The organism is Fictibacillus arsenicus (genome assembly GCF_001642935.1).
GTDB lineage: Bacteria > Bacillota > Bacilli > Bacillales > Fictibacillaceae > Fictibacillus > Fictibacillus arsenicus_B.
On record NZ_CP016761.1, the window covers coordinates 3,561,635 to 3,583,303 of the forward strand.

Annotated in this window: 20 protein-coding genes and 1 pseudogene; 4 read left to right on the forward strand and 17 right to left on the reverse strand. The window is 36.4% G+C overall.

Annotated features, from left to right (window positions below; genetic code table 11):
* Positions 1 to 87: 87 nt before the first annotated feature.
* Entirely contained in the window at positions 88 to 1,002 is a 915-nt protein-coding gene (locus ABE41_RS18020; RefSeq protein WP_066293388.1) for a tetratricopeptide repeat protein, read from the reverse strand.
* A 158-nt stretch (positions 1,003 to 1,160) separates the two neighbouring features.
* Between ABE41_RS18020 and ABE41_RS18025 the strand changes: the two are divergent.
* Both ABE41_RS18025 and deoD read left to right on the forward strand, forming a co-directional pair.
* Positions 1,161 to 2,330, forward strand: a pseudogene (locus tag ABE41_RS18025) (MFS transporter).
* Positions 2,331 to 2,422: 92 nt separating this feature from the next.
* Positions 2,423 to 3,133: a purine-nucleoside phosphorylase gene (deoD, locus tag ABE41_RS18030; RefSeq protein ID WP_066294969.1), complete on the forward strand. Its 711-nt coding sequence runs from the start codon at positions 2,423 to 2,425 to the stop codon at positions 3,131 to 3,133.
* Positions 3,134 to 3,401: 268 nt separating this feature from the next.
* Here the strand turns inward: deoD and ABE41_RS18035 are convergent, their stop codons facing one another.
* A complete protein-coding gene (locus ABE41_RS18035; protein ID WP_066293391.1) occupies positions 3,402 to 4,160 on the reverse strand; it encodes a TrmB family transcriptional regulator in 759 nt (252 codons plus the stop codon).
* Positions 4,161 to 4,305: 145 nt separating this feature from the next.
* Complete coding sequence (locus ABE41_RS18040; protein ID WP_066293392.1) at positions 4,306 to 4,725, reverse strand: hypothetical protein; 420 nt, start codon at positions 4,723 to 4,725, stop codon at positions 4,306 to 4,308.
* A gap of 212 nt (positions 4,726 to 4,937) precedes the next feature.
* On the opposite strand from ABE41_RS18040, the gene ABE41_RS18045 reads away from it, so the two are divergent.
* Positions 4,938 to 6,701 carry a glycoside hydrolase family protein gene (locus ABE41_RS18045; protein WP_066293393.1) on the forward strand — a complete coding sequence of 588 codons (1,764 nt, stop codon included), beginning with the start codon at positions 4,938 to 4,940 and terminating at the stop codon, positions 6,699 to 6,701.
* Positions 6,702 to 6,745: 44 nt separating this feature from the next.
* On the opposite strand, the gene ABE41_RS18050 is transcribed toward ABE41_RS18045, so the two are convergent.
* The 7 genes from ABE41_RS18050 to ABE41_RS18080 all read right to left on the reverse strand — a co-directional run bounded on the left by ABE41_RS18050 (position 6,746) and on the right by ABE41_RS18080 (position 15,147).
* Positions 6,746 to 7,018, reverse strand: a complete 273-nt coding sequence (locus ABE41_RS18050; protein WP_156774312.1) for a hypothetical protein — start codon at positions 7,016 to 7,018, stop codon at positions 6,746 to 6,748.
* Positions 7,019 to 7,104: 86 nt separating this feature from the next.
* Positions 7,105 to 7,737, reverse strand: a complete 633-nt coding sequence (locus tag ABE41_RS21300) for a YHYH domain-containing protein (protein WP_066293396.1) — start codon at positions 7,735 to 7,737, stop codon at positions 7,105 to 7,107.
* 71 nt (positions 7,738 to 7,808) lie between these two features.
* Positions 7,809 to 8,171, reverse strand: coding sequence for a hypothetical protein (locus ABE41_RS18060; RefSeq protein ID WP_066293397.1), 363 nt, complete (start codon positions 8,169 to 8,171; stop codon positions 7,809 to 7,811).
* A gap of 23 nt (positions 8,172 to 8,194) precedes the next feature.
* Positions 8,195 to 9,982 carry a dynamin family protein gene (locus tag ABE41_RS18065; RefSeq protein WP_066293398.1) on the reverse strand — a complete coding sequence of 596 codons (1,788 nt, stop codon included), beginning with the start codon at positions 9,980 to 9,982 and terminating at the stop codon, positions 8,195 to 8,197.
* The gene (locus ABE41_RS18070; RefSeq protein WP_066293401.1) at positions 9,979 to 11,160 is read right to left on the reverse strand and encodes a hypothetical protein; all 1,182 of its coding nucleotides are present in this window, start codon (positions 11,158 to 11,160) and stop codon (positions 9,979 to 9,981) included. The genes ABE41_RS18065 and ABE41_RS18070 overlap by 4 nt, the downstream gene beginning before the upstream one ends.
* Entirely contained in the window at positions 11,157 to 11,918 is a 762-nt protein-coding gene (locus ABE41_RS18075; RefSeq protein WP_172827374.1) for a dynamin family protein, read from the reverse strand. Before ABE41_RS18075 ends, ABE41_RS18070 begins: the two co-directional genes overlap by 4 nt.
* A 16-nt stretch (positions 11,919 to 11,934) precedes the next feature.
* Complete coding sequence (locus tag ABE41_RS18080) at positions 11,935 to 15,147, reverse strand: dynamin family protein (protein WP_066293406.1); 3,213 nt, start codon at positions 15,145 to 15,147, stop codon at positions 11,935 to 11,937.
* 176 nt (positions 15,148 to 15,323) lie between these two features.
* Here ABE41_RS18080 and ABE41_RS18085 point away from each other — a divergent pair, with 176 nt between their 5' ends.
* Positions 15,324 to 15,824 carry a hypothetical protein gene (locus ABE41_RS18085; RefSeq protein WP_066293408.1) on the forward strand — a complete coding sequence of 167 codons (501 nt, stop codon included), beginning with the start codon at positions 15,324 to 15,326 and terminating at the stop codon, positions 15,822 to 15,824.
* 215 nt (positions 15,825 to 16,039) lie between these two features.
* Here ABE41_RS18085 and ABE41_RS18090 read toward each other — a convergent pair whose 3' ends face one another.
* The 7 genes from ABE41_RS18090 to ABE41_RS18120 form a co-directional block, all read right to left on the reverse strand.
* Positions 16,040 to 17,236: an FAD-dependent monooxygenase gene (locus ABE41_RS18090; RefSeq protein WP_066293409.1), complete on the reverse strand. Its 1,197-nt coding sequence runs from the start codon at positions 17,234 to 17,236 to the stop codon at positions 16,040 to 16,042.
* Between the two features lie 31 nt (positions 17,237 to 17,267).
* A complete protein-coding gene (locus ABE41_RS18095; protein WP_066293412.1) occupies positions 17,268 to 18,380 on the reverse strand; it encodes a cupin domain-containing protein in 1,113 nt (370 codons plus the stop codon).
* 35 nt (positions 18,381 to 18,415) lie between these two features.
* A complete protein-coding gene (locus ABE41_RS18100) occupies positions 18,416 to 18,913 on the reverse strand; it encodes a DinB family protein (protein ID WP_066293417.1) in 498 nt (165 codons plus the stop codon).
* Positions 18,913 to 19,857: a fumarylacetoacetate hydrolase family protein gene (locus ABE41_RS18105; protein WP_066293419.1), complete on the reverse strand. Its 945-nt coding sequence runs from the start codon at positions 19,855 to 19,857 to the stop codon at positions 18,913 to 18,915. Before ABE41_RS18105 ends, ABE41_RS18100 begins: the two co-directional genes overlap by 1 nt.
* A gap of 26 nt (positions 19,858 to 19,883) precedes the next feature.
* Entirely contained in the window at positions 19,884 to 20,138 is a 255-nt protein-coding gene (locus ABE41_RS18110) for a YciI family protein (RefSeq protein WP_066293420.1), read from the reverse strand.
* 18 nt (positions 20,139 to 20,156) lie between these two features.
* Positions 20,157 to 20,504: a DUF1904 family protein gene (locus tag ABE41_RS18115; protein WP_172827375.1), complete on the reverse strand. Its 348-nt coding sequence runs from the start codon at positions 20,502 to 20,504 to the stop codon at positions 20,157 to 20,159.
* 94 nt (positions 20,505 to 20,598) lie between these two features.
* Positions 20,599 to 21,651 carry an ABC transporter substrate-binding protein gene (locus ABE41_RS18120; protein ID WP_083207875.1) on the reverse strand — a complete coding sequence of 351 codons (1,053 nt, stop codon included), beginning with the start codon at positions 21,649 to 21,651 and terminating at the stop codon, positions 20,599 to 20,601.
* Positions 21,652 to 21,669 lie beyond the last annotated feature (18 nt).

Genomic DNA, 21,669 nt, shown 5'->3' on the forward strand with positions numbered 1-21,669 from the left:
TTATGATGATTACTACTACTATATGGAGGGCTTATCCGATACATGACGGAAAATAAAAAAGAAAGTTCCATTGTTCGGAGCTTTCTTCTAATCTTTGTATTCTGGATGTCCATGCCGTTTGCAACCAAAAAGGTAACAACCGGTTTCAGCGGAAGGTTCAAACTCGATTTTGGGAAGGACTCCTGCTGACACCCGTTCAATCATAGATCGATACTCATTTATTTCTTTTGTAAGTTTTTTAATATGATCTCGTTTGTCGTTTTCGGTCCAATCTTCATCTACAACATCTTCATGTGCTTCATTTAACTCTTCTTTTTTTTGTTGAATTGCTTCATTTATGATTTCTTGAGCTTTGGTGTATTGATTGGTTTGAATTAGCGAATTAACGTACCAAACTACCCAGTGAGGTTGCCTATAATAACTTTCCCAACCTTTGTCATACCAAAAAATCGCTGCGTCATAAAGTTGTAACTCTGCGTACAATTCAGCCAAATCGACCTCTCCAACGAAATCATCATCATTTTCATTAAAAGTGTCTATTACCATTTTAGCTTCATTAACTTGATTACTCATAATCAAACATCTTACCTGATTATATACCGTAAAATCTGATTTTCCTGATGCTAAACCAAAGTATTTAGAAGCCTCTGCAGGATCACCAAGATAGTATTTTGCTACTCCGATATTATGATAGGCTTCCGATGTTGGTTGTATAGAAATAGATGTAAGTAGATGTTTAAGTGCTTCTTCATATTGCTCTAATTTCAATAACAGTTCACCACAAAAACTATATGGAAAATGAGATTCGGGGCTGAGATCAATCGCTTCTAGAACTAGACTCAACGCTTTTTGGTTATCCTCTTCTTCATGCAAGTAAACCCACGCGAGGTTCGTAAGTGATTGAATATCTCTTTTTTCAAGAACCGCTTTTCGAAAAAGTTTTAGAGCCCCTTCATAATTATTTTCCTCTAATAATTCGATTGCTCTTTGGTTTGTGTTCATATTAATCCCCCGCCGGTGTTCTCTGCTTCATCTCATTATAGCTGATATTAAAATATGTACTTATTCTTTTATAAAACTTGCCTAGAAATTATTATTGATACACTCTTTGAAATAAGTTACCATTACAGTGGTTACTTTTTGAAAGAAGGTAGATATACTTGAATAAACGTGTGTATTTATTGACGATCGTTTCGTTTGTTGTGGGAATGGTCGAATTGATTATAGGCGGGATTCTAGACTTAGTAGCAGAGGATCTTGGGGTGAGTCTCGGAAAAGCCGGATTCCTCATCACCATTTTCTCACTAGTGTTTGCGATTGCTGCTCCAATCTTGTTGACGATGACCGCTAAAATAGAGAGAAAGCGTCTGACCTTAATCTCTTTGATCGTATTTTTATTAGGAAACATACTCGCGATCTTGAGTCCTACGTATTCAATGTTATTAATCGCTCGAATTTTATCTGCAGCAAGCGGTTCATTGCTCGTCGTGTTATGTGTAACGATCGCATCCAACATCGTAGAAGGAAAATACCGTGCGCGTGCAATCGGCGTGGTCTTTATGGGGATTAGTGCATCGCTCGTACTCGGAATTCCAATCGGCTTAATGCTCGGAAATGCATTCGGGTGGCGTGCTCCGTTTATCTTAATCACGGCACTAACCGTGTTATCCATACTTGGCGTGTATTTCTTTATGGGACGTCTCGATCCAAAACCGGCGATTCCAATCCGTCAGCAGCTGCGCACGTTAAAAGATCGGACCGTACTATTTGCTCAACTGACTTCATTCCTGTTCCTCGCTGGCCATCTTACGTTATACGGCTACTTAACGCCATTTCTAAAAATGACGCTTGGGCTTAATGGAACATGGGTAAGTATTGTATACTTGATATTCGGTGTGGCAGCCGTATTTGGCGGCGGATTCGGCGGCATGCTCGCTGACCGGTTCGGCACAAAACCTACAATTCTTTGCGTTACAATCATCTTTGGCATTTCAATCTTTATGATTCCATATACAACGTTTGCGTTTCCGTTATTTTTAGTGGTCATGATCATTTGGAGCATGCTCAGCTGGGCCATCACACCGGCTATGTAGAGTTATCTCATCGAGTCCGCTCCAGAAACTTCCGATATTCAGCAAAGCTTAAACAACTCTGCCCTTCACTTCGGCATTGCTTTCGGATCCATGATCGGCGGAATCGTAATTGAACAGGCATCTGTTGAGATGAATGCAACAGTTGGCGGATTTTTGGTCATACTGGCATTAGGTGCAGCCGTTCTTTCCATGACAAAAAAAGAGCGTTCTTCTAGTCATGCTCATTCCATTAGCTAGTCTCGTAAAACTATGGCATGATAATGAGAGATAAAAAATTTGAGGAGGTGGAACCGTTACAACCATCAATGACGGGTTGTAATGGTGGACAAATGAGTATCCATATTGGCGCAAAACAAGGTGAAATTGCAGAAAGCATTCTATTACCAGGAGATCCGCTTCGTGCAAAATATATTGCAGAAACGTTTTTAGAAGACGTAACGTGCTACAACGAAGTTCGCGGAATGCTTGGATTCACAGGAACATACAAAGGAAAACGCGTATCTGTTCAAGGGACAGGAATGGGGATTCCTTCGATTGGGATCTACGCAAACGAATTGATCCGTGAATATGGTGTAAAAAACTTGATTCGTGTTGGTACGTGCGGCGCAATTCAGCAAGATGTTAAAGTTCGTGATGTAATCTTAGCGATGACAGCATCTACAGATTCACGAATGAACCACCTAGCTTTCCCTGGCATCGACTTCGCGCCATGTGCAAACTTCGACCTATTGAAAAAAGCGTATGAAGCTGGAACTGAAAAAGGATTAAAAATCAAAGTAGGTAACGTGTTAACGGCTGACTTGTTTTACCGTGACAGCATGGATATCGTGAAAAAGCTAGCGGAAAACGGCGTACTAGCTGTTGAGATGGAAACAACAGCTCTTTACTCAATCGCAGCAAAATACGGTGTTAATGCACTTTCAATCTTAACTGTAAGTGATCACATCTTCACAGGTGAAGAAACTTCAGCAGAAGAACGTCAAACGACGTTCAATGACATGATCGAGATGGCATTGGAAGTAGTTAGTTCAGAACAATAATAATGTAAAGTGCATGACTGTTATCAGTTATGCTCTTTTTCATGTTGTGGTTTGACTCATAGGATGGTCGGATTGACTCATAGACCCTTAGTTTTGGCTCATAGAATTATGATTGGTTCATAGAAGTTTTATTTTGACCCATAGAGTCACCATTTTGACTCATAGACCTTCCACTTCGGTTCATAGGCTCTTCGTTTTGGTTCATAGGAAATCTATATAACAAAAAAGGAATGAACTAAAGTACCCTCTTAGTTCATTCCCTCTTAAATTAGTACCTCAATTTCATTAGAACACTTCTAATCTCATCATCATTCATCAACAGTTCCGAATGCTTTTCATTGATTTTCGCAAGTGCCACATCGTGATAAAAGAACTCGATGAACACTTTAATAAATGGACGGGACTTTGTTTTCATTGCTTGCCAGCTTTGATTTTCCACACCGGCAAAAATCACTTCTTCCTCATCCACGACAACTAATCGAAAGCGTTCTAGCGAATGGTGTTCCTGCGCCGGAATGAGGGTATGTACGTTCGTTAGCGAAGACTCTAGTTCTCCAACTACAAGAACCTCCACAGCGATTCCCTGCTTTTCTTTTTCCTCAAGTATGGGCAAGTAATCACGTACGTCATCTTGCCATGCGGAAACCTTAATCGATTTCTCCGCCGCTTGCAAAATCTTCTTCGTCTGCGCACGAATCGATGAATCCACCTTTAGACTCCAGACGTGTTCATCATAAAACTTTCTTTTAGACGTACTCGTTTTTAACTGCTCCACGTTTTCCTGAAATTCAGTCGTCAACTTCTCGATCACGATGGACAGCGGAAGTGCGGTATACAGCTTCTTTTTTTCCGAAACCGAATCCAGCACCATCCCTTTTTCGATCATTCGCGTGAGCACTTCATATATCTTTGATTTTGGTACACCTGAATATTTAACGATGTTCGTAGCGTCCATCGGTTCCTCACTGGACGCAAGGACTTCGAACACCTGACTCTCATATTGTGAAAAACCGAATTTTTGTAACATGGTTCCTCCTAAAATAACTTCTATAAAAAATAGTTGCATCTCTCATTCTTACCGGTTATGTATCCATTCAATTCTTCTTCTGTTATTTCGTGGTTGCCCTCCTCTATCTTAAAGCAACTAGGACAAGCTTTTAAAACGAAAACTGTTAATTAAAATATTTTTCAGCATACTTCCATACACATGCCAGCCAAAAGATTGCAGCTATTGGTCTTGGGTCTTTAAATATTATCTTCTCAAGCCTTTCAATTTTTTCTAGTTTAACAATAAACATATCCCTCTTCACTAAAATTACAAAATAAGTATGCATTACAATTACGATTAACGGAAGGATTAATGTACTGAAAATCCAGTAAGGTTTATGAAGCGGCTCCCAAACTTCAATTTCAAAGATTAATAAAAGCACTGGTACTGTAAATGTAAAAATAATAAGAGAAGAATAAGATAATAAGACGTAATAATAACGTTCTCTTTTTTTCCATTTAAATTGTATAAACATGATAAACGGAAGTGCCGTCAAAAGAAATAGAAAACAAGTAAAAACCTTATCCAAAGTATCCATAGACATGATGCTAACCTCTTTTGTGTACTATTATTATTTATATTTTCCTTTTATTGCTTACTGTGGTCAATAACTATTCATCTATTACTTTTGTTTTAGTTAAGACATTTTTCTTTAGGCACATGTAACCAACTTCATGACAAAACTCATTTGTAACTTGATAAAATAATTCGTCATGCAATAATGTAATTAAAACGCTTACATGAAAGGGGAAAAAGATGCAGAAGTATTTTCAGATTGTACTAGCATTCATTTTTATGGTTTCAATTGTGTTTCCAACTCAGGCAGAGGCAGCAGAAACTCAAACCTCTCTAGTCAACCTCGACCACCTGGATTTTTTAAATGAAGAGATCACGATTGAGGGTAAAGAGATGCTAATTACACACATCTATTCTGAGTATCCCAATTACGAATGGGTGGATGATGCGGACGAAGGCATTGCTTGTGTAGATGATGTGGCACGGGCAGCTGTTGTGTATTTGAATCATTACGAACAAACAAAGAAAAAGGCATCCCTAGAAAAAGCTAAGAAAGCTTTAAACTTTGTCATGTACATGCAAGCTGATGACGGGGAATTTTATAACTTTATTTTTGACGACTATTCAATTAACACAGACGGTCCGACTAGCAAGAAGTCTTTTGACTGGTGGGCAGCTAGAGCGATGTGGTCAATTGGCCATGGCTATAAAGTATTTTCCGAAACGGATCCTGCTTATGCAAAAGAGTTAAAGGAAAGCTTCTTACTAGCGAACAATGCCTTACAAAAGAAAGTGGACGAAAAGTACGAAGAGTATAACATCGTTAACGGCTACAAGGTTCCAGCTTGGATCGGCGGTTTTGACGCGATGTCCAATGCTTTGCTTGGTCTCTCAGAATATTATGAGGTGCAAAAAGATCCGGTAGTAAAAGATTCTATGTTAAAGCTCGGAAAAGGATTATCGGAGTACCAATTCGGATCCTACACAAAATATCCGTTCGGGGCTCACCTGGACTGGGACGGCTCCCCTACTCTTTGGCATGCTTGGGGCAGCGGACAATCTATGGCTCTTGCTAAAGCTGGTAATCTACTAAACAAAGAAGAATGGATCGAATCAGCACAGCAAGAAGCCGATCAGCTTTTCACTCACATCCTCGTGAAAGGCATGATTAAAGAGATGGCACCAACACCAACAAAGGACGAGCAGATCGCATACGGCGTGAACATGCTGACGCAAGCTTTCACTGAACTTTACCATGCAACAAACGAGAAAAAATACGCACAATATGCGGGGATCGCTGCCTCTTGGTACACAGGCAACAATGACGCGAACTTCCAGATGTACGATCCGGAAACTGGCAGAGGGTATGACGGATTAAACGGAGTAACCGGAAAAGTGAATATGAACTCAGGCGCGGAGTCAACGATTGAAGCGTTGATGTCAATTCAAGCCATTCAACAACTACCTGAAGCCATGGACACGTTTAACGTAAAAACAAAAGAACGACACACATCAACCATCCATGAAGCTGAAACGTTCACTACAAAAAGCGGCAGTCCGGTCATCGAAACACCAGAAAGCGCATGGACTGGCGACGCACTTTTCAGCAACAAAATTGTAAAATTAAATAACGGAGACACGATTCAAAAGGAAGTTAACATTGATAAACAAGGCTTGTACCTCATCTATGGTGCACTAGAAAAAGCACCATCATTAGGCGGCGAGCTAAAACTAGATTTAAAGATTGATGGCCGTAAAGTAAGTTCAACAGACGTTTCTGCTGCGAACAAGTACCTTACTCTAGTAAACTTGAACAAAGTAAACTATTTATCTACCGGTAAGCACACCATTACATTAACAGCGAAGACTCCATACAACGAAACACTCACTTTAGATAATGTTGTGGTGCAGCCGGTGAATGAGTATGCGGTGTTTGAAGATGAAAGCAACCAAACTGTTAAGCTTGAGAGAAATCTAGTTCAAGGTAAGAACTTAATTCGATAGGATTACAAAAAGACCGATTTAACTCGGTCTTTTCCTATGTTTTATTAAAATTTGTTTCTTAGATTTTGTATTTTTTCCTTCGTTTCTTCTTTATATATGTAACAGAAAAGTATAAACGGGATTAGAAGGCATAATAGTAGGAAAGGCGTTATTACTTGATCTAAAATAAGGTATAACACCCCTATTTCTTCTACACTACTATTCTCTTCTTCAATTTCAATATTGCTCTCTTCTCTACCTTGTTTAAAACCTTCTTCAAAGGCTTTTTTCAAGGTATTACTCTTCTCAATTTCTAAAGGGAATTTAATTTTATCCATTTCAAGTCCATAAGAATAGCCTTTTGTAAAAGCTATTTCTTCTTGTACTTTAATTTCAGCATTGTATCTAAGTCCTGCATAATCTTTTACATTTTGCGGCAGATCTGTCGGAGGTTAAAATATTTAAATTGTTTTGCGGTTTCGTAAGCAAGATTCCCCCACTTTGTATTTAGAGCATTATTAAAACCGCGCTCAAAAGCATCTTTTAACTCCGGCTGATTATATTCTGCCGGTAAAACGAGATCATCCGTTTTCTCACCCAATGCATATCCGGCTTTTGAAGCTTCGTCTTTTTTCATTTCAAACTTTTTATTTCTATAAGCTTCTTCATATCCTTGTTTATACGCATTATATTCTGCCTTTGTAAATTCACTAGTTTTAGGTTTTAGTTGATTAACTCCTGTTTCAGCTGCTAAAAAGCCATCACTTCCACCTATATTATTAAGATTTAATAAGAGCTCTTCTTGATCCTGTTCATAATCATTTACGAAATTATGGTCAACGTCCTTATCCCTTTTAGGTTCAGGAGTTGATTTCCGAACAGGATTAGAGGAAGAACTATCACTAGATCCATTATGACAATGATAGACTCCAGTAGAATGATTAGTATGGCACCCGCTCCCATCTGTTCTGCCACTATGAGCATATCCTTCCGTATAAGTTATTAGAAATGTAACTCCTACTACTAATAAAAATGAAACAATTATTTTTGCTTTCATTATGACGTACTCCTATTATTTCCGTTATCATAAAAGGTGCCCTTTTAATAACGGCACCTTTTGAAAATATATTAATCTCTTCTCAAATACCCTCCACCATGATTCTCATCACGATTGATGGAAGTATTTCCATCTCCATCTCGATAATAACCGTTTACATAAGTACCATCTTCTCTCATGTACCCTTCTACGTAATGTGGTTTTACAAAATGAACTCCATTCCCAAAGTCTAATAAGAACGGCTTAAACTGATGTTTGTAGCAATATTTCAAAGGATCATTGTAGTTAAAGCACTCATGTTCCCCGTTGTAATTTGAAAAGGTATTATGATCAAGCTGATGGATCGGCTCTGTAATTAGCTCTGTTGAGTTACTTTTGAAATCTTGATCAAAAGAATTTGAAATATCAATACTATTTGAATCCCAATCACTCATATCTTACTTCCTCCTTAGTGTTATTACTTTACTCCTGCATCAATCTTTTTAAAGTGACCCTCTAACATAATACTTAATTCTTTTAGCTCTTTTTGATAGGTAACCACTTTGTTTGTTTCATCTTGTTTTTTATTCATTTCTTCATTTAAAAGGTGCTCATATGACTGTATCGCTCGGTTAAAGTGATCTAAGGCATCATTTTTTATGGTATTTACTTGATTATGAATGAATGTATCTAAGTTCCGATGAAGTTCCTCTAGCAGAACATTTATTTGTCCTTCAACAGCAAGGAGGAGCTCCGGCTTTAGGTTCTGCAACTGTTTTTCGGCTACTTTTTGTGACAAAAAGGGCATTCCAGCCATACCTACTAAAGGGATGAAAAAAGGTCCACCTAATAATATTGCAACGGTGCTTACTCCACCCATAATAAGACCAGCTTTTACGTTAGCGTTCCCACTGGTCATGTTTAATACAGGGATATCCGTTTCATAAGAGAGCTGACTCTGTCTAGAATGATTCATTTGAATTCTTTGGTTAAAGGATGAAGATAGCCCTTTTTCCACTTCATTATGTAATTTCATTAGAAGACTCTGAATGTGTTCTCCATATTGGTCTACCCAATTCTTAAACTGACTTTTGATGGAGACAGGTATTTGAGATTCTACTAAATTCTTTATATCTGCACCTTGAAAGAGTTCAACTTTTGCCTTTATATCTTCTTTTAGTTTTTCTCCAAAGTAGTTGAGCGACTTATAGGTCATGAATTTAATATCATCTTCTTGTTCATATAAGTAATTTTGAATTTGCACTTCCCAAGCTGATTGATTATCTAAAAAATTCCGAACGGATTGAAGATGTTCTTGTAATTCCTCAATGGACTGGTTGGTAAGGTGCAAAGCTGTTTCTATTTCTTTTTGCAGATTTCCTGCAATCACCTCTAAACGAAAATGAAATCGTTCTAATTTTTCTTTGCTTTGTACACCCGATTCCATTCTCCTTTTCAGCTCTTCTTCAATTTCTAAAATACCCGAGTACTCTATCAATTCTTTATCATTTCTAACCTTGCCTTGGAGTGCTTCTTTTGCCGACAAAGGATATACTGGGACATTAGGAAAACCTGTTACATTCTCGATTCGACGTTTCATAAATTCATAGACTTCATCATATTCGTCATCTTCCACTGAATCTGAAAAGTTCCCAATAAAAATTGTACGATCCAAACCATTTTTCAGAAGATTTTCTTCTATGAATAGTTTTTCTGTTTTCTTTATGGCACTAGTCATTGGAGTCAAAAACAATACAACGTCTGCCCGTGGGATGAACTGATAAGTAATGGATGAGCGATGTTCGTTCAAGTCATTTACCCCAGGTGTGTCTACTAATACAACACCCTCTTTAATGAGCTTTGAATCCGTAAACACTTTAATGAATTGGATGTCATCTGGATCAAAGTCAGCTTCAGCCGTATAATTTTTCAGTTCTTCCAATGAAAGTTCTTTCTTTTCTACATCACCATTCGTTTTTACGATATGAATCTCGTTTTTGTTGCTTTGAAAGATTGCATTAATGGTTGCTGTTGTTGGCGTAACATCTCTTGGCATAATATCTTTGCCTAACAACGCATTGATGAAAGTAGATTTACCGTGTTTAAATTCACCCACTACAACAACCGTATAATAATCGTTCGTTATATCTTCTTTTAATTGCTGGATTGTCTTGCATTGAGAACTTTCCGGCAACAAATTTAATACCGTTTCTTGCAATTCCACAATTTTTTTATACAAGTTATCTTTTTCTAATGAATAATTCATGTGAATATCTCAACCTTTTCTTCATGTGTTTTCTGGTCTAACTCATTAAAATAGTGGTTGATACGAGTTTTTATTTGTACTAAACGAATTTCTCTGCGTTCCAATAAATCTAGTTTTTGCTGCAGTTGAATGCCTTCTAAACGAGTACTATCGAGTAAAACTTGAAGCTGTTGCTCCATCTGCTGAACGTTTTCATTGATAATCCCTTCATATTGTTCATTCACCGACTTAACCATGCCTTTCCACTCACTCTTAAATGTTGCTCGTTTCTTTTTGCTAGAATCCTCAAACTTAAGCATCAGTTGACGTTTATACTTCATTTTTTCATTATCACCTGTTAACCAAGAGATAAAAGAAGAAACTGCTCCTAACACACTCGTTGCTACATACCCTGCACCAATCGCCAGTTTGCCGATAAAGCTGTTACTTTGCTCCCATGCCTGATCCAAACTTTCATACATCTCGTCAAATATTGAAGGTGAATAACTTGTTTCATAAGAAGATGCATCCACCAATGCAAGTGCATGCTCTTGATTAGCACCGTTAGGAAGATGAATGTGCAGAAGATCTTTCTCAAGTTTTAGCCACTGTTCATTTACTTTATTACTCTGATTTTCGACTACTGTCTTTGCAGATTCAGTCATTCGTTTAATTTTTTCTTTATGCAAATCTCTTTCTAATGGCGCAATGGTTTGTTCTATTGTTTGCTTTATGGATTGGATATCTAAATAGTTAAACTGCTCATATGTTTTCATGGCTTGATTCGCAATTTTTTGCAATTCACTTTCATACCATTTTGTTATTTCTAGTTCTTGTCTGCTCAGTTGTATATTAATGTTCTGAAGAGATTCTTTTCCCACAGCATGTATAGCCGAAAGTTTTGGTTTGAAAGCTTCTACCTTTTCTTTCAAGCCAACTTTCTTTTGAGAAAGTGTGTTCTTTTCAAATTTGATCTTCTTCTCTAATACTTCATTTATTAATTTTTCTGCTCTTTTTATAGGACGCTGCAACTTCACTTTTCCCCGCTCATATTGAAGAAACTCAGACAAGCTTCTTTCAAGTTCAGGTATCCCCGTTGATTCAAGATCCCAAATTTTTATCGGTCTTCCTCTTCTACCTTTAATTTCTTCACCCTGACTTGATCGTTTCGCATTTAAAGCCTGCAAAGCGGATATCATGATATTCTTGGTTCTTTCAAGATGTTTTTTAGGTTGTCATAGGCGTATTTTTGAACCTTTTCTATTGCTTCTGGGCTTTCTAATTCATCTTTAAAATTTACTACAATAAATACTTTTTGAATATCATTGCTTAATAAGCGGTCCCTAAGAAAGCTTAACTCGGATTCAGACAGTATTTTTCGAGCTGACAAAAGAAAGATGGCAGCATCTGATCGTGGGATGATACTATTTGTTATTTTCTCGCGTGCTTCATCCAGGTCGTTTGTGCCTGGGGTATCAATTAATGTCACACCACCCTTACAAAAAGAAAGGGGATGGCCAATTTCAGCACTTTGAATCTGTTTTAGTGTATCTGCTTGCTTTTGATAAGCTGCTTCAGATTCTGGATCACCCTTAATAGGCTCTTTTGGTGCAATAAGCCTTTTGAACGTTTCTTCACTAATATGCATTTCTTGTCTATTTTCATCATGGAACCGAATTTTAATATAAGATTCTTTGCTATATTTAATGACATTTAATAGTGCGGTCGTAGGATTTGCTGATGATGGCAGCAACTGATTTCCTAACAACGAATTAATAAAAGTCGATTTTCCGCGTGAGAATTCCCCTACCACTACAATCTGAAAATTCTCTTGTTTTATATGATCTATAATTTCGGTAAGCTTTTGTAATTCTACCCTGCTTTCCATTTCATTTAATAGAAAAATAAGCTGTTCAAGCTCTTTAACGATTTGATCTTTCTTCTTATTAAAATTCATTAGTGAGAAACTCATCTTATTCTCCCTCTGTCAAATCTATTTCTTCTACTATATTTAGGTCTTGAATACTTTCTATCAGAAGCTTGCCTTCATTTGTTACTTTCAGCAGATAATCTACGCTTACTTTCTTTCGGTCTCCAGAACCATCACGGTAGCGATATTCATCTTCAACATAAAAGCTCACAAGATAGTGGTTGGGACCCGCAATTTCAATAGATTGTACTTCTTGATAAAGGTTTTTCATTTTCATTTGTTTTTCTATGGCATTACTAATGTAACCTTCTGTTTGATCATATTCAGTTCCGTTACGATCATAATATGGAGCTAGAACATGAAACCCTGACCCATTAAAAGCTACTTCTAACCTATAATAATGATTTTGTATAAATTCATTTACATCTTCTTCTGATACCAATTCTGTAGTCGATTCTATAATCGATTCTGTTTCTTTAGTTAAATCTTTAATCTGTTCAATAGTGATCTCATTGGGTGAGATTGCGCTTAACATGTATTCTTTCGTCTTCACATATTTTGTTTTGTTACTTTGTGCATCTGAAAAAACAAAAACTTCATTTGTTGAAGCAACATACGTATTCGGACCTATCTTCTCAATCCCAGTTACATTAAATTGCTCAAACATAAAAGTGTAACCCTTTCCACTAATGGAATTAATATAATTATGCAACTCTTCTCGCGCTGTACCTGTTGGACTTAAATAGGAAGAAATCAGGTCGAAGTGTTCATTATTTAGAGCAGACATATAATCATTTCTAAACGAATGAAGAGTCTCTTCTATCAACCCATCCTCAACATCAATAGAGATCGCTTCTTCTTCAGTAAGACTAAAAGAAACATCCTCAATCATTAATTCATCTAATCCTATTAAGTTTATCGTATAAATAACTTCATAAATCCGGTCCGTTTGTTCTATTCGATAATTCTCAGTTGCTGTAACAAGAGCCGTGTAATCATCAACGTATTTAATATTAAAAACGCTAAACGAATAACTTTCTGCAGCTGCTGTTTCGTCGTAAAATAACTCAAAATTTGCCCATGCTTGCTCAGAAAAAACTCCTTCCCATGGAAGAACCTTCAAATCATACAAATCAGTATGTACAGTATTTAGGAATTCTTTCAAATCTTGTTGCTCAATTGATGTTACGGCTGAATTCGCATCTTCTAAACTTTCAACCTCTTCTTCCTCATACTCATCATTTACAGTGCTCACGACATTTTCATTGTAATCTGCATCTGCATTTTCATTAGAAACACTACCCTGAACGGTAAGAAAAATACTTAAGCCAATTAGAGCTGAAGCACTTAAAACAAAAATCTTTTCATTCTTACTGAATTTTGTATGTGTAACAACTGGATGTTTTAAAGGATTTAAACTTTTCAATGATACTTTGTGAAACGCCGTAGATGGTAAGAATGGATTGATCTCTTTGTTTATAATCCTTTCTCCATGTATTTGTTTCTCGTTTAAGGAGGTTAAATATGATAGATTCTCTATCCCATCAAACTTTGTAAACATGGCGTAAATGTTTTGAGCGATGTATAGACATTCCTTGTAAGAATCTAACTCAACGATATCCTCTTGTTTTGTTATGAGATTTGAAAGAACTTCTTTAACAAAGAAGTGAATAGTGCGATGAAACTTGGTTATTTCTTCTAATTGCTTCTCGTCCAGTTCACCATACTTCTTAGTTAAATACTGATAATGACTTTTATAACGATTGACGATTTCTTTCTCTTTAAAGATAAGATTATTGGTTTCTTCTGTTATAAATTCTCCAAAAGATTCGTCTAGTTTATTAAAGGAGTCTAGCAATTTAGTATGTAACTTTTTCAAACCCGTTTCTCTATTATGTAAGTATTGAATATCAATATTTAGATCAATTTGCTTTCTTTCATATTTTTTATGTCGTAAGTGCTTAAAGAACCTTATATTTTGTAATCTTTGCCACTCATAGTCCAGTTCTTCTCTTTTTCCCCTTAAATTCAAATACTCTTCTTTGTATTCAACTGTTTTTTGATCAATGGATCGAATCAAATCTGGAATCGTATTTTGAATAAGAGAAACAGTCTCAGATTGATTGAAGAATGCTACTGTTTCTAAAGGTTCTACTTTTAAAAGGATGTTTTGTGCTACTTCCAAACTCCTTTTTGGTTCTTTTATTTCAGGAGGCAATATTTTCTCTAACTCTTGATTTTGTTTATAGATCATCTCTAATTCTTTAATGGTCTTTTCTTTTTCTTTTACTAAAGAAGGAAGTTCGGTTTGAAAATTTTTAATAAGCTCTACTGAATCAGAAATTCTTAATTCTGACCACAATCTCATGAACTCTATATCCATCTTTTTCAAAGGCTGTACTAATTTTGATAATGCTCTTTCAGCTTTTATTTTTACTCTTTTTTCTCTCAGTTCTTGAAACAATTCATCTATTTTAAACCAGTCGCTCCAGTCCAACAGCTCTTTGTCATTATTAAGCTTTCCTTCCAGCGCTTCTTTAGCCGATACACCGATCAGGTCAGTAATCTTAATTTGATTACTAAGCCTTTGCCTATTTTCTTTATAATAATCTTCAATATCTTGTTCATCGTTATGGGAATCAATCGCATTTATGATAGCAATAGGTTCAATATTTAATGCATTTAATTTTCCAAGCCATTGGTATGAAGTAGTAGTGCCTACTTCACGATAATGAAATAACCACAAAACAACATCTGCTCTACCTAAAAAATCCTCCGTAATTTCGGTGTGATGAAAGTGATTGGCATTTAGACCTGGAGAATCGACAATAGTAAAGTATTTTAAAAGGTCGTTTGAAAACTGTATTTCTACGTAATTAAGATTTTTCCTTATAAATTCAAATTTCCCGTGTTTCTCTGTTGTCAGCTGACTAAGCCATTGTCGATCAAATTCTTTAATCGTTTTGTCTTTAAAATGAGCTAGTATTTTTTCATGCGTATTATAAGTTAACTTCGTGATAACTGCAGTGGCTGGTATCACATCGACAGCGACAACACGTTCTCCTAGAAGCGCATTAATAAAAGTAGATTTACCGGCATTAAATTCACCCGCGATCATAACAGTTAATTCATCTTGTAAATCTTCTTTTATGTTTGTTAGTTCTTGTACATAAGGCTTAAGGTTTTCTTGTTCCTCTAGAAGGGATAGAGTTAACCAGTTTTCTATTCCCTCTGTTATGCGACTTGTCCAGTTCATGTTCATCACCTAATCATGTATTTTCCATATTTATTTATCGGTAAATTTCCAGTTTTTATAATATGCAAAACAGTTTTAATATGTATTTCTTCATAGGTCTTTTATATCAGTACCGATAACTTTTTCTGGAATAGGACATTTTCTCCCTTGAATACCCTATTCGAGGGAGGTGGCTAATGAAAAAATACATCTTGGCGAGTTTTCTTTTTTTGGTTTTCATCCTTTCGGGCTGCGGAGATCCGGTGCAGGATGATCTTCTGGATTATGTGAACGAAAAGATGCCGTCACTTGGTAAGGAAGAGACGAAGATCTTGGAGAAATATGAGGATGTGACTGGACCGAACTATACAGACGACCAAACCCTTTACGATGCATTAAAAGTAGAGATTATCCCAGCTTACAATCAGTACATTGAAGATCTGGAGTCTGTGAAACTTGAAACGGATGAGTTAAGGAAGATCCATGAAGATTACATTGAGGCAGCGAACATTCAGGCGAGTGCGTTTCTAACAATCATTACAGCCCTCGAAAATCAAGATAGTGGTCTAATAAATGAAGCAAATGAAAAGCTGAATACTGCACGCAAAATGATGAGAGATTATCAGAATGCAGTGGAAAAGCTAGCAAAGGAACATGATGTGAAGTTGGAGAAGAACAAGAAATCTGAGGAACTTTAAATTAAAAAGAGGCGAGACTTTAAACATTTGTTTAAACTGTCTGCCTCTTTTTTTAACTTTAACTATAGGACTTAACGTTATCAAGAACAATTTCATTATAGAATATATCGGATTTTTAGTTTGGATTATCATTAATTTTTTTAAGGTTGCCTTTTATAAAAAGGCCACCTCTTGTTATATATTGTTCCGGTTTTTCACTTTCCTCATAAATGTATTTAATTATAAAGTTTAGATTTTATACCTTTTGAAGCATAAAGAAAATCTACAATTTCATAATCTTTTGGTGTTCTCTGTTCAAAAATTGCGTCTCTTAATAGAATTGGAATGGGATCTATAGCATGAATAATTTCACCCCATAAACGTGCACTAGTTTGCACTTGTGCAGTACGGGGAATTCGTTTTTCCTGATAAGCCTGGAAAACATCGTGGTAGTTACCAGCTTGGGTTTCCAACATCTCAGCAAGGTAAGCAGCATCTTCTAGAGCTTGACATCCACCTTGCGCTAAATATTGGAGCATAGGATGTGCAGCATCTCCTAAAAGTGTAATATTCCCCTTAGTCCAGTTATCAATTGGCAAACGGTCGTACATTGGCCAACGAATTTGACGTTGAATAAATTGTAATGCATGATGTGCTAGAGGGTGACACCCTGCAAACCGTTTTTCCATTTCTTCTGGAGTGCCCCAATCATCTGAATCAGCTTTATAGTTATAGCTCTTAAAAACAACTACAAGATTATAGAGCTCTTTGCGTCGAACTGGATATTGAACTAGATGTAAATTGGGTCCAATCCACATTATTACATCTTCCATGTTTGCATTTTCAATCTCCGAGGTTGGAATAGTACCTCGGTATGCGACATATTCTGAACATATTGGTTCATCATCACTAAAAACCTTACGTATGTTTGATTTTAGACCATCTGCGCCGATTAAAGCCTTTCCACTGAACAATTTACCATGTTGATTTTTAATAGTTACTCTATTTGCTGTTTCATTAACTTCTTGAATGGACTGATTGTTTAAGAGTTCGATACTACCTGTTTTGAGACAGGCTACATGTAAAATTTTTTGCAGATCAGAACGATGAAGGACGGTGTATGAATAACCATAGCGTTTTTTAAAAGAATCGCCTAAATCTAGTACAGACAATTCTTTTCCGGTATATATATCTTTTAGTACTAATCGTTTTGGGTAAACAGCTACTTTGTCAATTTCATTAAGTAACCCAAAGTAATCTAGTGCTTTCATCGCATTTGGCCCAAGTTGAATACCTGCGCCAACCTCACCGAATTTTGATGCCTGTTCAAATACTACTGATGATACTCCTGCTTTTGCTGCTCCAAGAGCTGCAGCAAGACCGCCTATTCCGCCTCCGACAATGAGGAGGTTATCTTTCTTCGTTTCTATCATTTATAACACTCCTTTACTTAGTATCCCGAGCTCAAACTAAAACAGGATTAAATTCCTTAGTTACTTCCTGATAACCCTTACCGATTCCGTAAGATTCTTTGCGTTCAAGACTAAACTTTTCAAGAATCGGCAAATCATTAGTCGAAAACAAATAACTATCTTTTATAGCTACATGTTCGTGCCATGCCCAGTTTGGTATTACAAAGTAATCGCCTTTCTCCCAGTCAAATCGAACACCGTTAATAATTGTATATCCACAACCCTCATGAACATGATAAATAGATGCATGTGTATGTCGATGTGCTTTGGAATGGAATCCTCCAGGCAATTTTTGCAGCCAAGAAGCTATAGTTGGACAAGCTGTTTCTCCATTGGTTGGGTTAATATATTCAACAGCATAACCATCATAGGGGTCGGGATCAAACTTACTTAATCCATCTATGGCGGCAGCCGTACCTCCCCATTTATAAGATCCGATTCCTATTTTTTTTGAATAACGGTCAGAGATAGGACGAACCATGCCCCCTTCATAGCGTTGAGTAGAATAGTTATCAGGAAGATGTGGATGTTCTATCTTTTCTGGATAAGGTTCAAAGAACGTGCCACCAAGATAAAAAATTGTAGGGATGTCGAGACAATCCATCCACATCATTGGCTTGTCCCCTTCGTGTCCATGTCCATGCCATAATCCATTCGGAGTGGTCAAAAAGTCTCCACGCTCCATAAAAATACGCTCTCCTTGTACAATGGAGTAGGCTCCTTCACCCTCCATTACAAATCGAACTGCATTTTGTGCGTGTCGATGTGATGGGGCGATTTCACCAGGCAATATTAATTGAACCGCTGCATATAATGTTTGAGTTGTAGATGCCCAGCCCCATGGTTTTCTATAATTAAGACCAGGATTTTGTAAGTAAATAGCTCTGCGTTCCCCACCACGGTCAGGTGTAAATATTTGTGTGGCTTCCATTAATTTTTTTTGTAAGAGATCATATTTCCAAAGATAAGCCTGCGCATGCGGTTCTGGTGTATGTTTCATTAGGTCAGGTATCGCATTCCATAAAGGACCTAGATGATATTGTTCAATATCTTGGTTAAATTCCTTAACAATCTTACTTTCAAAAAATGAATTTTTCTCTGCCATTTTTTTACCCCTTTGCCTAGATTCCATTTCCAAGATTAATTAGATATCTTTTTAATCAGACGCTGGATTTGTCCATAATGTTTTTCAATGTGCTCAACAATCAAATGATCTACTATAAAACCCACCGTCTTCTCTTTAAATCGAGGATTACGGCTTGGAGCTTTTATATCCAAATCTTCAGCTGTCAATGATTCCAGTGTTTCTTCAACTAAAAAAGGTATGTGAGACAGTTTTTTTAATATTTCTTCTACCGATAAACCATTCACTTTTTCTTTTGAAATGGCTCTTACACGAGTTTCATCTGTTAAACCTCTCCCCCATGTATAATCTTTATTCATTTTTATATTACGAATTTCCTGAACCCAAAATGGAATGGCTTCGCCCAGATGAACAATCACCTGCATGATACTCCATTCTTCCTTCGACGGTTTCCAACGAATTTTATCTTCTGAGAGCCCCCTTACACAATTATCTATTTGATCGATTGTTTTTTTAACTGACTCTAATGCATTTACTTGAAGAATATCTGCCATTAAACTGTAACTCCTATCGATTGTTTTACTACTTTGTTCTCAAGGACACCAACTTTATCCACTTCAATCCGGACATAATCCCCATCTTTTAAAAAAATTTGTGGATCCCGTGCAACACCAACTCCGCCTGGTGTGCCTGTAAGGATGATGTCACCAGGTTCAAGTGTCATGAGTTTGGAAAGGAATTCAATCAGGTATTGAACAGAAAAAACAAGATTCCCTGTGTTTGATTTTTGACGATTTTCTCCATTAACCGTTAGAACGATATCAAGGTCAGATGGATCAACTAACTCATCTGAAGTAACTAGCCATGGCCCCATCGGAGCACTACCGTCAATCGATTTACCTTGCAGCCACTGAAGAGTACGACGTTGTAAATCACGGTATGTTATATCATTAACGATTGTATAACCTGCAACATAATCAAGAGCATTTGCTTGGGTAACATTTTTTGCACGCTTTCCTATAACAAAAGCGAATTCAGCTTCATAATCTAATTGATCTGAGACTGGATAAAAAGGAATATTATCCTCTGGACCAATTACTGTGTTTGCAAATTTAGCAAAAACTACAGGAAAAGCTGGCAACTCCCTTTTCATCTCCAATATGTGTTCCCGATAATTATGACCTACACAAATCATCTTGCCAGGTGCAGGAACTGGTGCCTCAATCTTGACTTCTTCTCTGTCAAACACTAGTTGAACAGCTGTTTCAGTTTCTAATGCAAAAGAAATCGATTCTTGAGCCAAATCTAAACTCTCTTTACCTCCTTGCAAGAAACCAGTCATATCTTCCGGTATGTAAGCTTCAGCTAACTGCGCCGCTCGAAGCTTACCTTCTGTTTCAAATTTCAATTCCAAGGCAGCATGCAAATCAACCACTTTTTCATTTTCAATTGCACCAATTCGACTTTTACCATTATGAGTAAACGTGAGAAGTTTCATTAAATTCTTCCTTTCAAATTAGTTTATTAGCTAGCAACCCATTCTTTTATTTCATACAAAGTTTCAGATGGATCATTCATTGGATCAGCAATAATGATATTTCTAGCTTCCTCTAATGAAGTACACTCCAGCACATAAGCGCCACCAGTCTGGTCTTTAAAACCACCTGCTAAATTTAGTATTTTTAACTCTCTTAACTTTTGAATGTATTCTCGATGAGCATTTAAATTCTCGCCTGAAAAGTTTGGTTTTCTAATGATAACGACAAGAAATTTTTTCATTTTGCATCTCCTTAATCTTTAACTGTTAAACTTTTTAAAGTAAATAGATTCATCAATGGATACACCATTTTTATAGTAGAGAAGCGGAGATAATAATTGAAAAAAAATGTGTACATTTGTATAACCATATTTACTTAATATTTCATAAATTAATGAACTTAAAGAATCAAATGTCTGTTGATCTCTTGGGAAAATTAATATTTCAATTGAAGGAGGGCTTTGGGTTAGTGGTTCAGTTTTATGTAACTCCAACTTAATGGTATCTTTTTGGATATTTGCAATGGTTGCGATTTTTTCAATAAGGGACGGTGCAAAAATCTCTAAGGTTTCTCGGTTAAATCCTGTAAATCTTATAAACGGCATCATAACCTCCCTTTCTGTATTTCGCTTTATGTAATAAAGAAAGGATATGAACCAAGTCTTATGTATAACCCATATGATTTGGCTCATATTTGACTTCTTACTTTTTATCTAATACTTTTAATGCATCATCATATAAATCGGTAGCCACTACTTTATCTACATCTACTTCTTTTTCTAGCAAGTCATTTTCGTTATACCACTTAGACCAGGTTCTTAAGTCTTCTTTCCATAGCTCTGCATTACGATCAATATAAGGGAGATTATTTGGAATTTTTTCTTCTGGAATTTTAGTACGTTCAGCTAAAATTTTTATAGCATCCTTATATTCAGATGAATTTTTATCTTTAGCTGTTAAAACGTTATCATGATAATATCGAACAGACTCAATATACGCAGCTAAAAAACGCTTTGCTTTTTCTTCATCCTCTAACATATTTTTAGAATAGAACATGCTACTTAACTGTATTTTTGTTTCATCTCCTACCCACGTTATGAGTTTAGCTTTATCCTTTTCTACTAATGGAGCAACTGCTGTACTTAGAAGAACACCAGCATCAATTTGATTGCTCTCTAAAGCAGCGGCAATGTTTCCTACCCCACCCATTGGAGTAATAGTTACATCTTCAATATTTAATCCTTCCTTCTCTAAAAGTCTTCCTGCCATATAATGAAGAGAAGAACCATTTTGAGTAACCCCAATTTTTTTTCCTTTTAAATCTTTAATTTCTTTAACACCGTTATCAAAGGCATTTTTACTTACCATTAATGCACTGCCATTATATCCTGGCCATTCCTTGCTTCCATCTGCAACAATTCGCAAAGGAGAATTACCTTCGGTTAAAAGATTAAAAAAACCAGCAGTAAATGCAGTAGAACCAACATCTATATCTCCTGTTTGGGCTGCAACCGAAATCGGCTGTGCTGACTGAAAGCCTTTAAAATCTAATTTAATTCCATGTTTTTTGAAAATACCTTTTTCATCTCCTAAGTAAATTGAGGAATTACCAAGTGAGTTTAATAGTCCTATTTTCACCGTCATTGTTTCGTTTTTACTAGAACCACCTGTTATGTTTTGTGAACAAGCTGACAACACTAATACCAAAACTAAAATTATGGCCAAAATAACTTGCTTTTTAATCCTATAAGCCACTGTATTTTCCCCCTTAAA

What these genes read in the sequence shown, in the direction of transcription:
- ABE41_RS18020 (WP_066293388.1), bottom strand. Translation starts at nt 1,002, where the DNA reads ATGAACACAAACCAAAGAGCAATCGAATTATTAGAGGAAAATAATTAT.
- deoD (WP_066294969.1), top strand. Translation starts at nt 2,423, where the DNA reads ATGAGTATCCATATTGGCGCAAAACAAGGTGAAATTGCAGAAAGCATT.
- ABE41_RS18035 (WP_066293391.1), bottom strand. Translation starts at nt 4,160, where the DNA reads ATGTTACAAAAATTCGGTTTTTCACAATATGAGAGTCAGGTGTTCGAA.
- ABE41_RS18040 (WP_066293392.1), bottom strand. Translation starts at nt 4,725, where the DNA reads ATGTCTATGGATACTTTGGATAAGGTTTTTACTTGTTTTCTATTTCTT.
- ABE41_RS18045 (WP_066293393.1), top strand. Translation starts at nt 4,938, where the DNA reads ATGCAGAAGTATTTTCAGATTGTACTAGCATTCATTTTTATGGTTTCA.
- ABE41_RS18050 (WP_156774312.1), bottom strand. Translation starts at nt 7,018, where the DNA reads ATGGATAAAATTAAATTCCCTTTAGAAATTGAGAAGAGTAATACCTTG.
- ABE41_RS21300 (WP_066293396.1), bottom strand. Translation starts at nt 7,737, where the DNA reads ATGAAAGCAAAAATAATTGTTTCATTTTTATTAGTAGTAGGAGTTACA.
- ABE41_RS18060 (WP_066293397.1), bottom strand. Translation starts at nt 8,171, where the DNA reads ATGAGTGATTGGGATTCAAATAGTATTGATATTTCAAATTCTTTTGAT.
- ABE41_RS18065 (WP_066293398.1), bottom strand. Translation starts at nt 9,982, where the DNA reads ATGAATTATTCATTAGAAAAAGATAACTTGTATAAAAAAATTGTGGAA.
- ABE41_RS18070 (WP_066293401.1), bottom strand. Translation starts at nt 11,160, where the DNA reads ATGATATCCGCTTTGCAGGCTTTAAATGCGAAACGATCAAGTCAGGGT.
- ABE41_RS18075 (WP_172827374.1), bottom strand. Translation starts at nt 11,918, where the DNA reads ATGAATTTTAATAAGAAGAAAGATCAAATCGTTAAAGAGCTTGAACAG.
- ABE41_RS18080 (WP_066293406.1), bottom strand. Translation starts at nt 15,147, where the DNA reads ATGAACTGGACAAGTCGCATAACAGAGGGAATAGAAAACTGGTTAACT.
- ABE41_RS18085 (WP_066293408.1), top strand. Translation starts at nt 15,324, where the DNA reads ATGAAAAAATACATCTTGGCGAGTTTTCTTTTTTTGGTTTTCATCCTT.
- ABE41_RS18090 (WP_066293409.1), bottom strand. Translation starts at nt 17,236, where the DNA reads ATGATAGAAACGAAGAAAGATAACCTCCTCATTGTCGGAGGCGGAATA.
- ABE41_RS18095 (WP_066293412.1), bottom strand. Translation starts at nt 18,380, where the DNA reads ATGGCAGAGAAAAATTCATTTTTTGAAAGTAAGATTGTTAAGGAATTT.
- ABE41_RS18100 (WP_066293417.1), bottom strand. Translation starts at nt 18,913, where the DNA reads ATGGCAGATATTCTTCAAGTAAATGCATTAGAGTCAGTTAAAAAAACA.
- ABE41_RS18105 (WP_066293419.1), bottom strand. Translation starts at nt 19,857, where the DNA reads ATGAAACTTCTCACGTTTACTCATAATGGTAAAAGTCGAATTGGTGCA.
- ABE41_RS18110 (WP_066293420.1), bottom strand. Translation starts at nt 20,138, where the DNA reads ATGAAAAAATTTCTTGTCGTTATCATTAGAAAACCAAACTTTTCAGGC.
- ABE41_RS18115 (WP_172827375.1), bottom strand. Translation starts at nt 20,504, where the DNA reads ATGATGCCGTTTATAAGATTTACAGGATTTAACCGAGAAACCTTAGAG.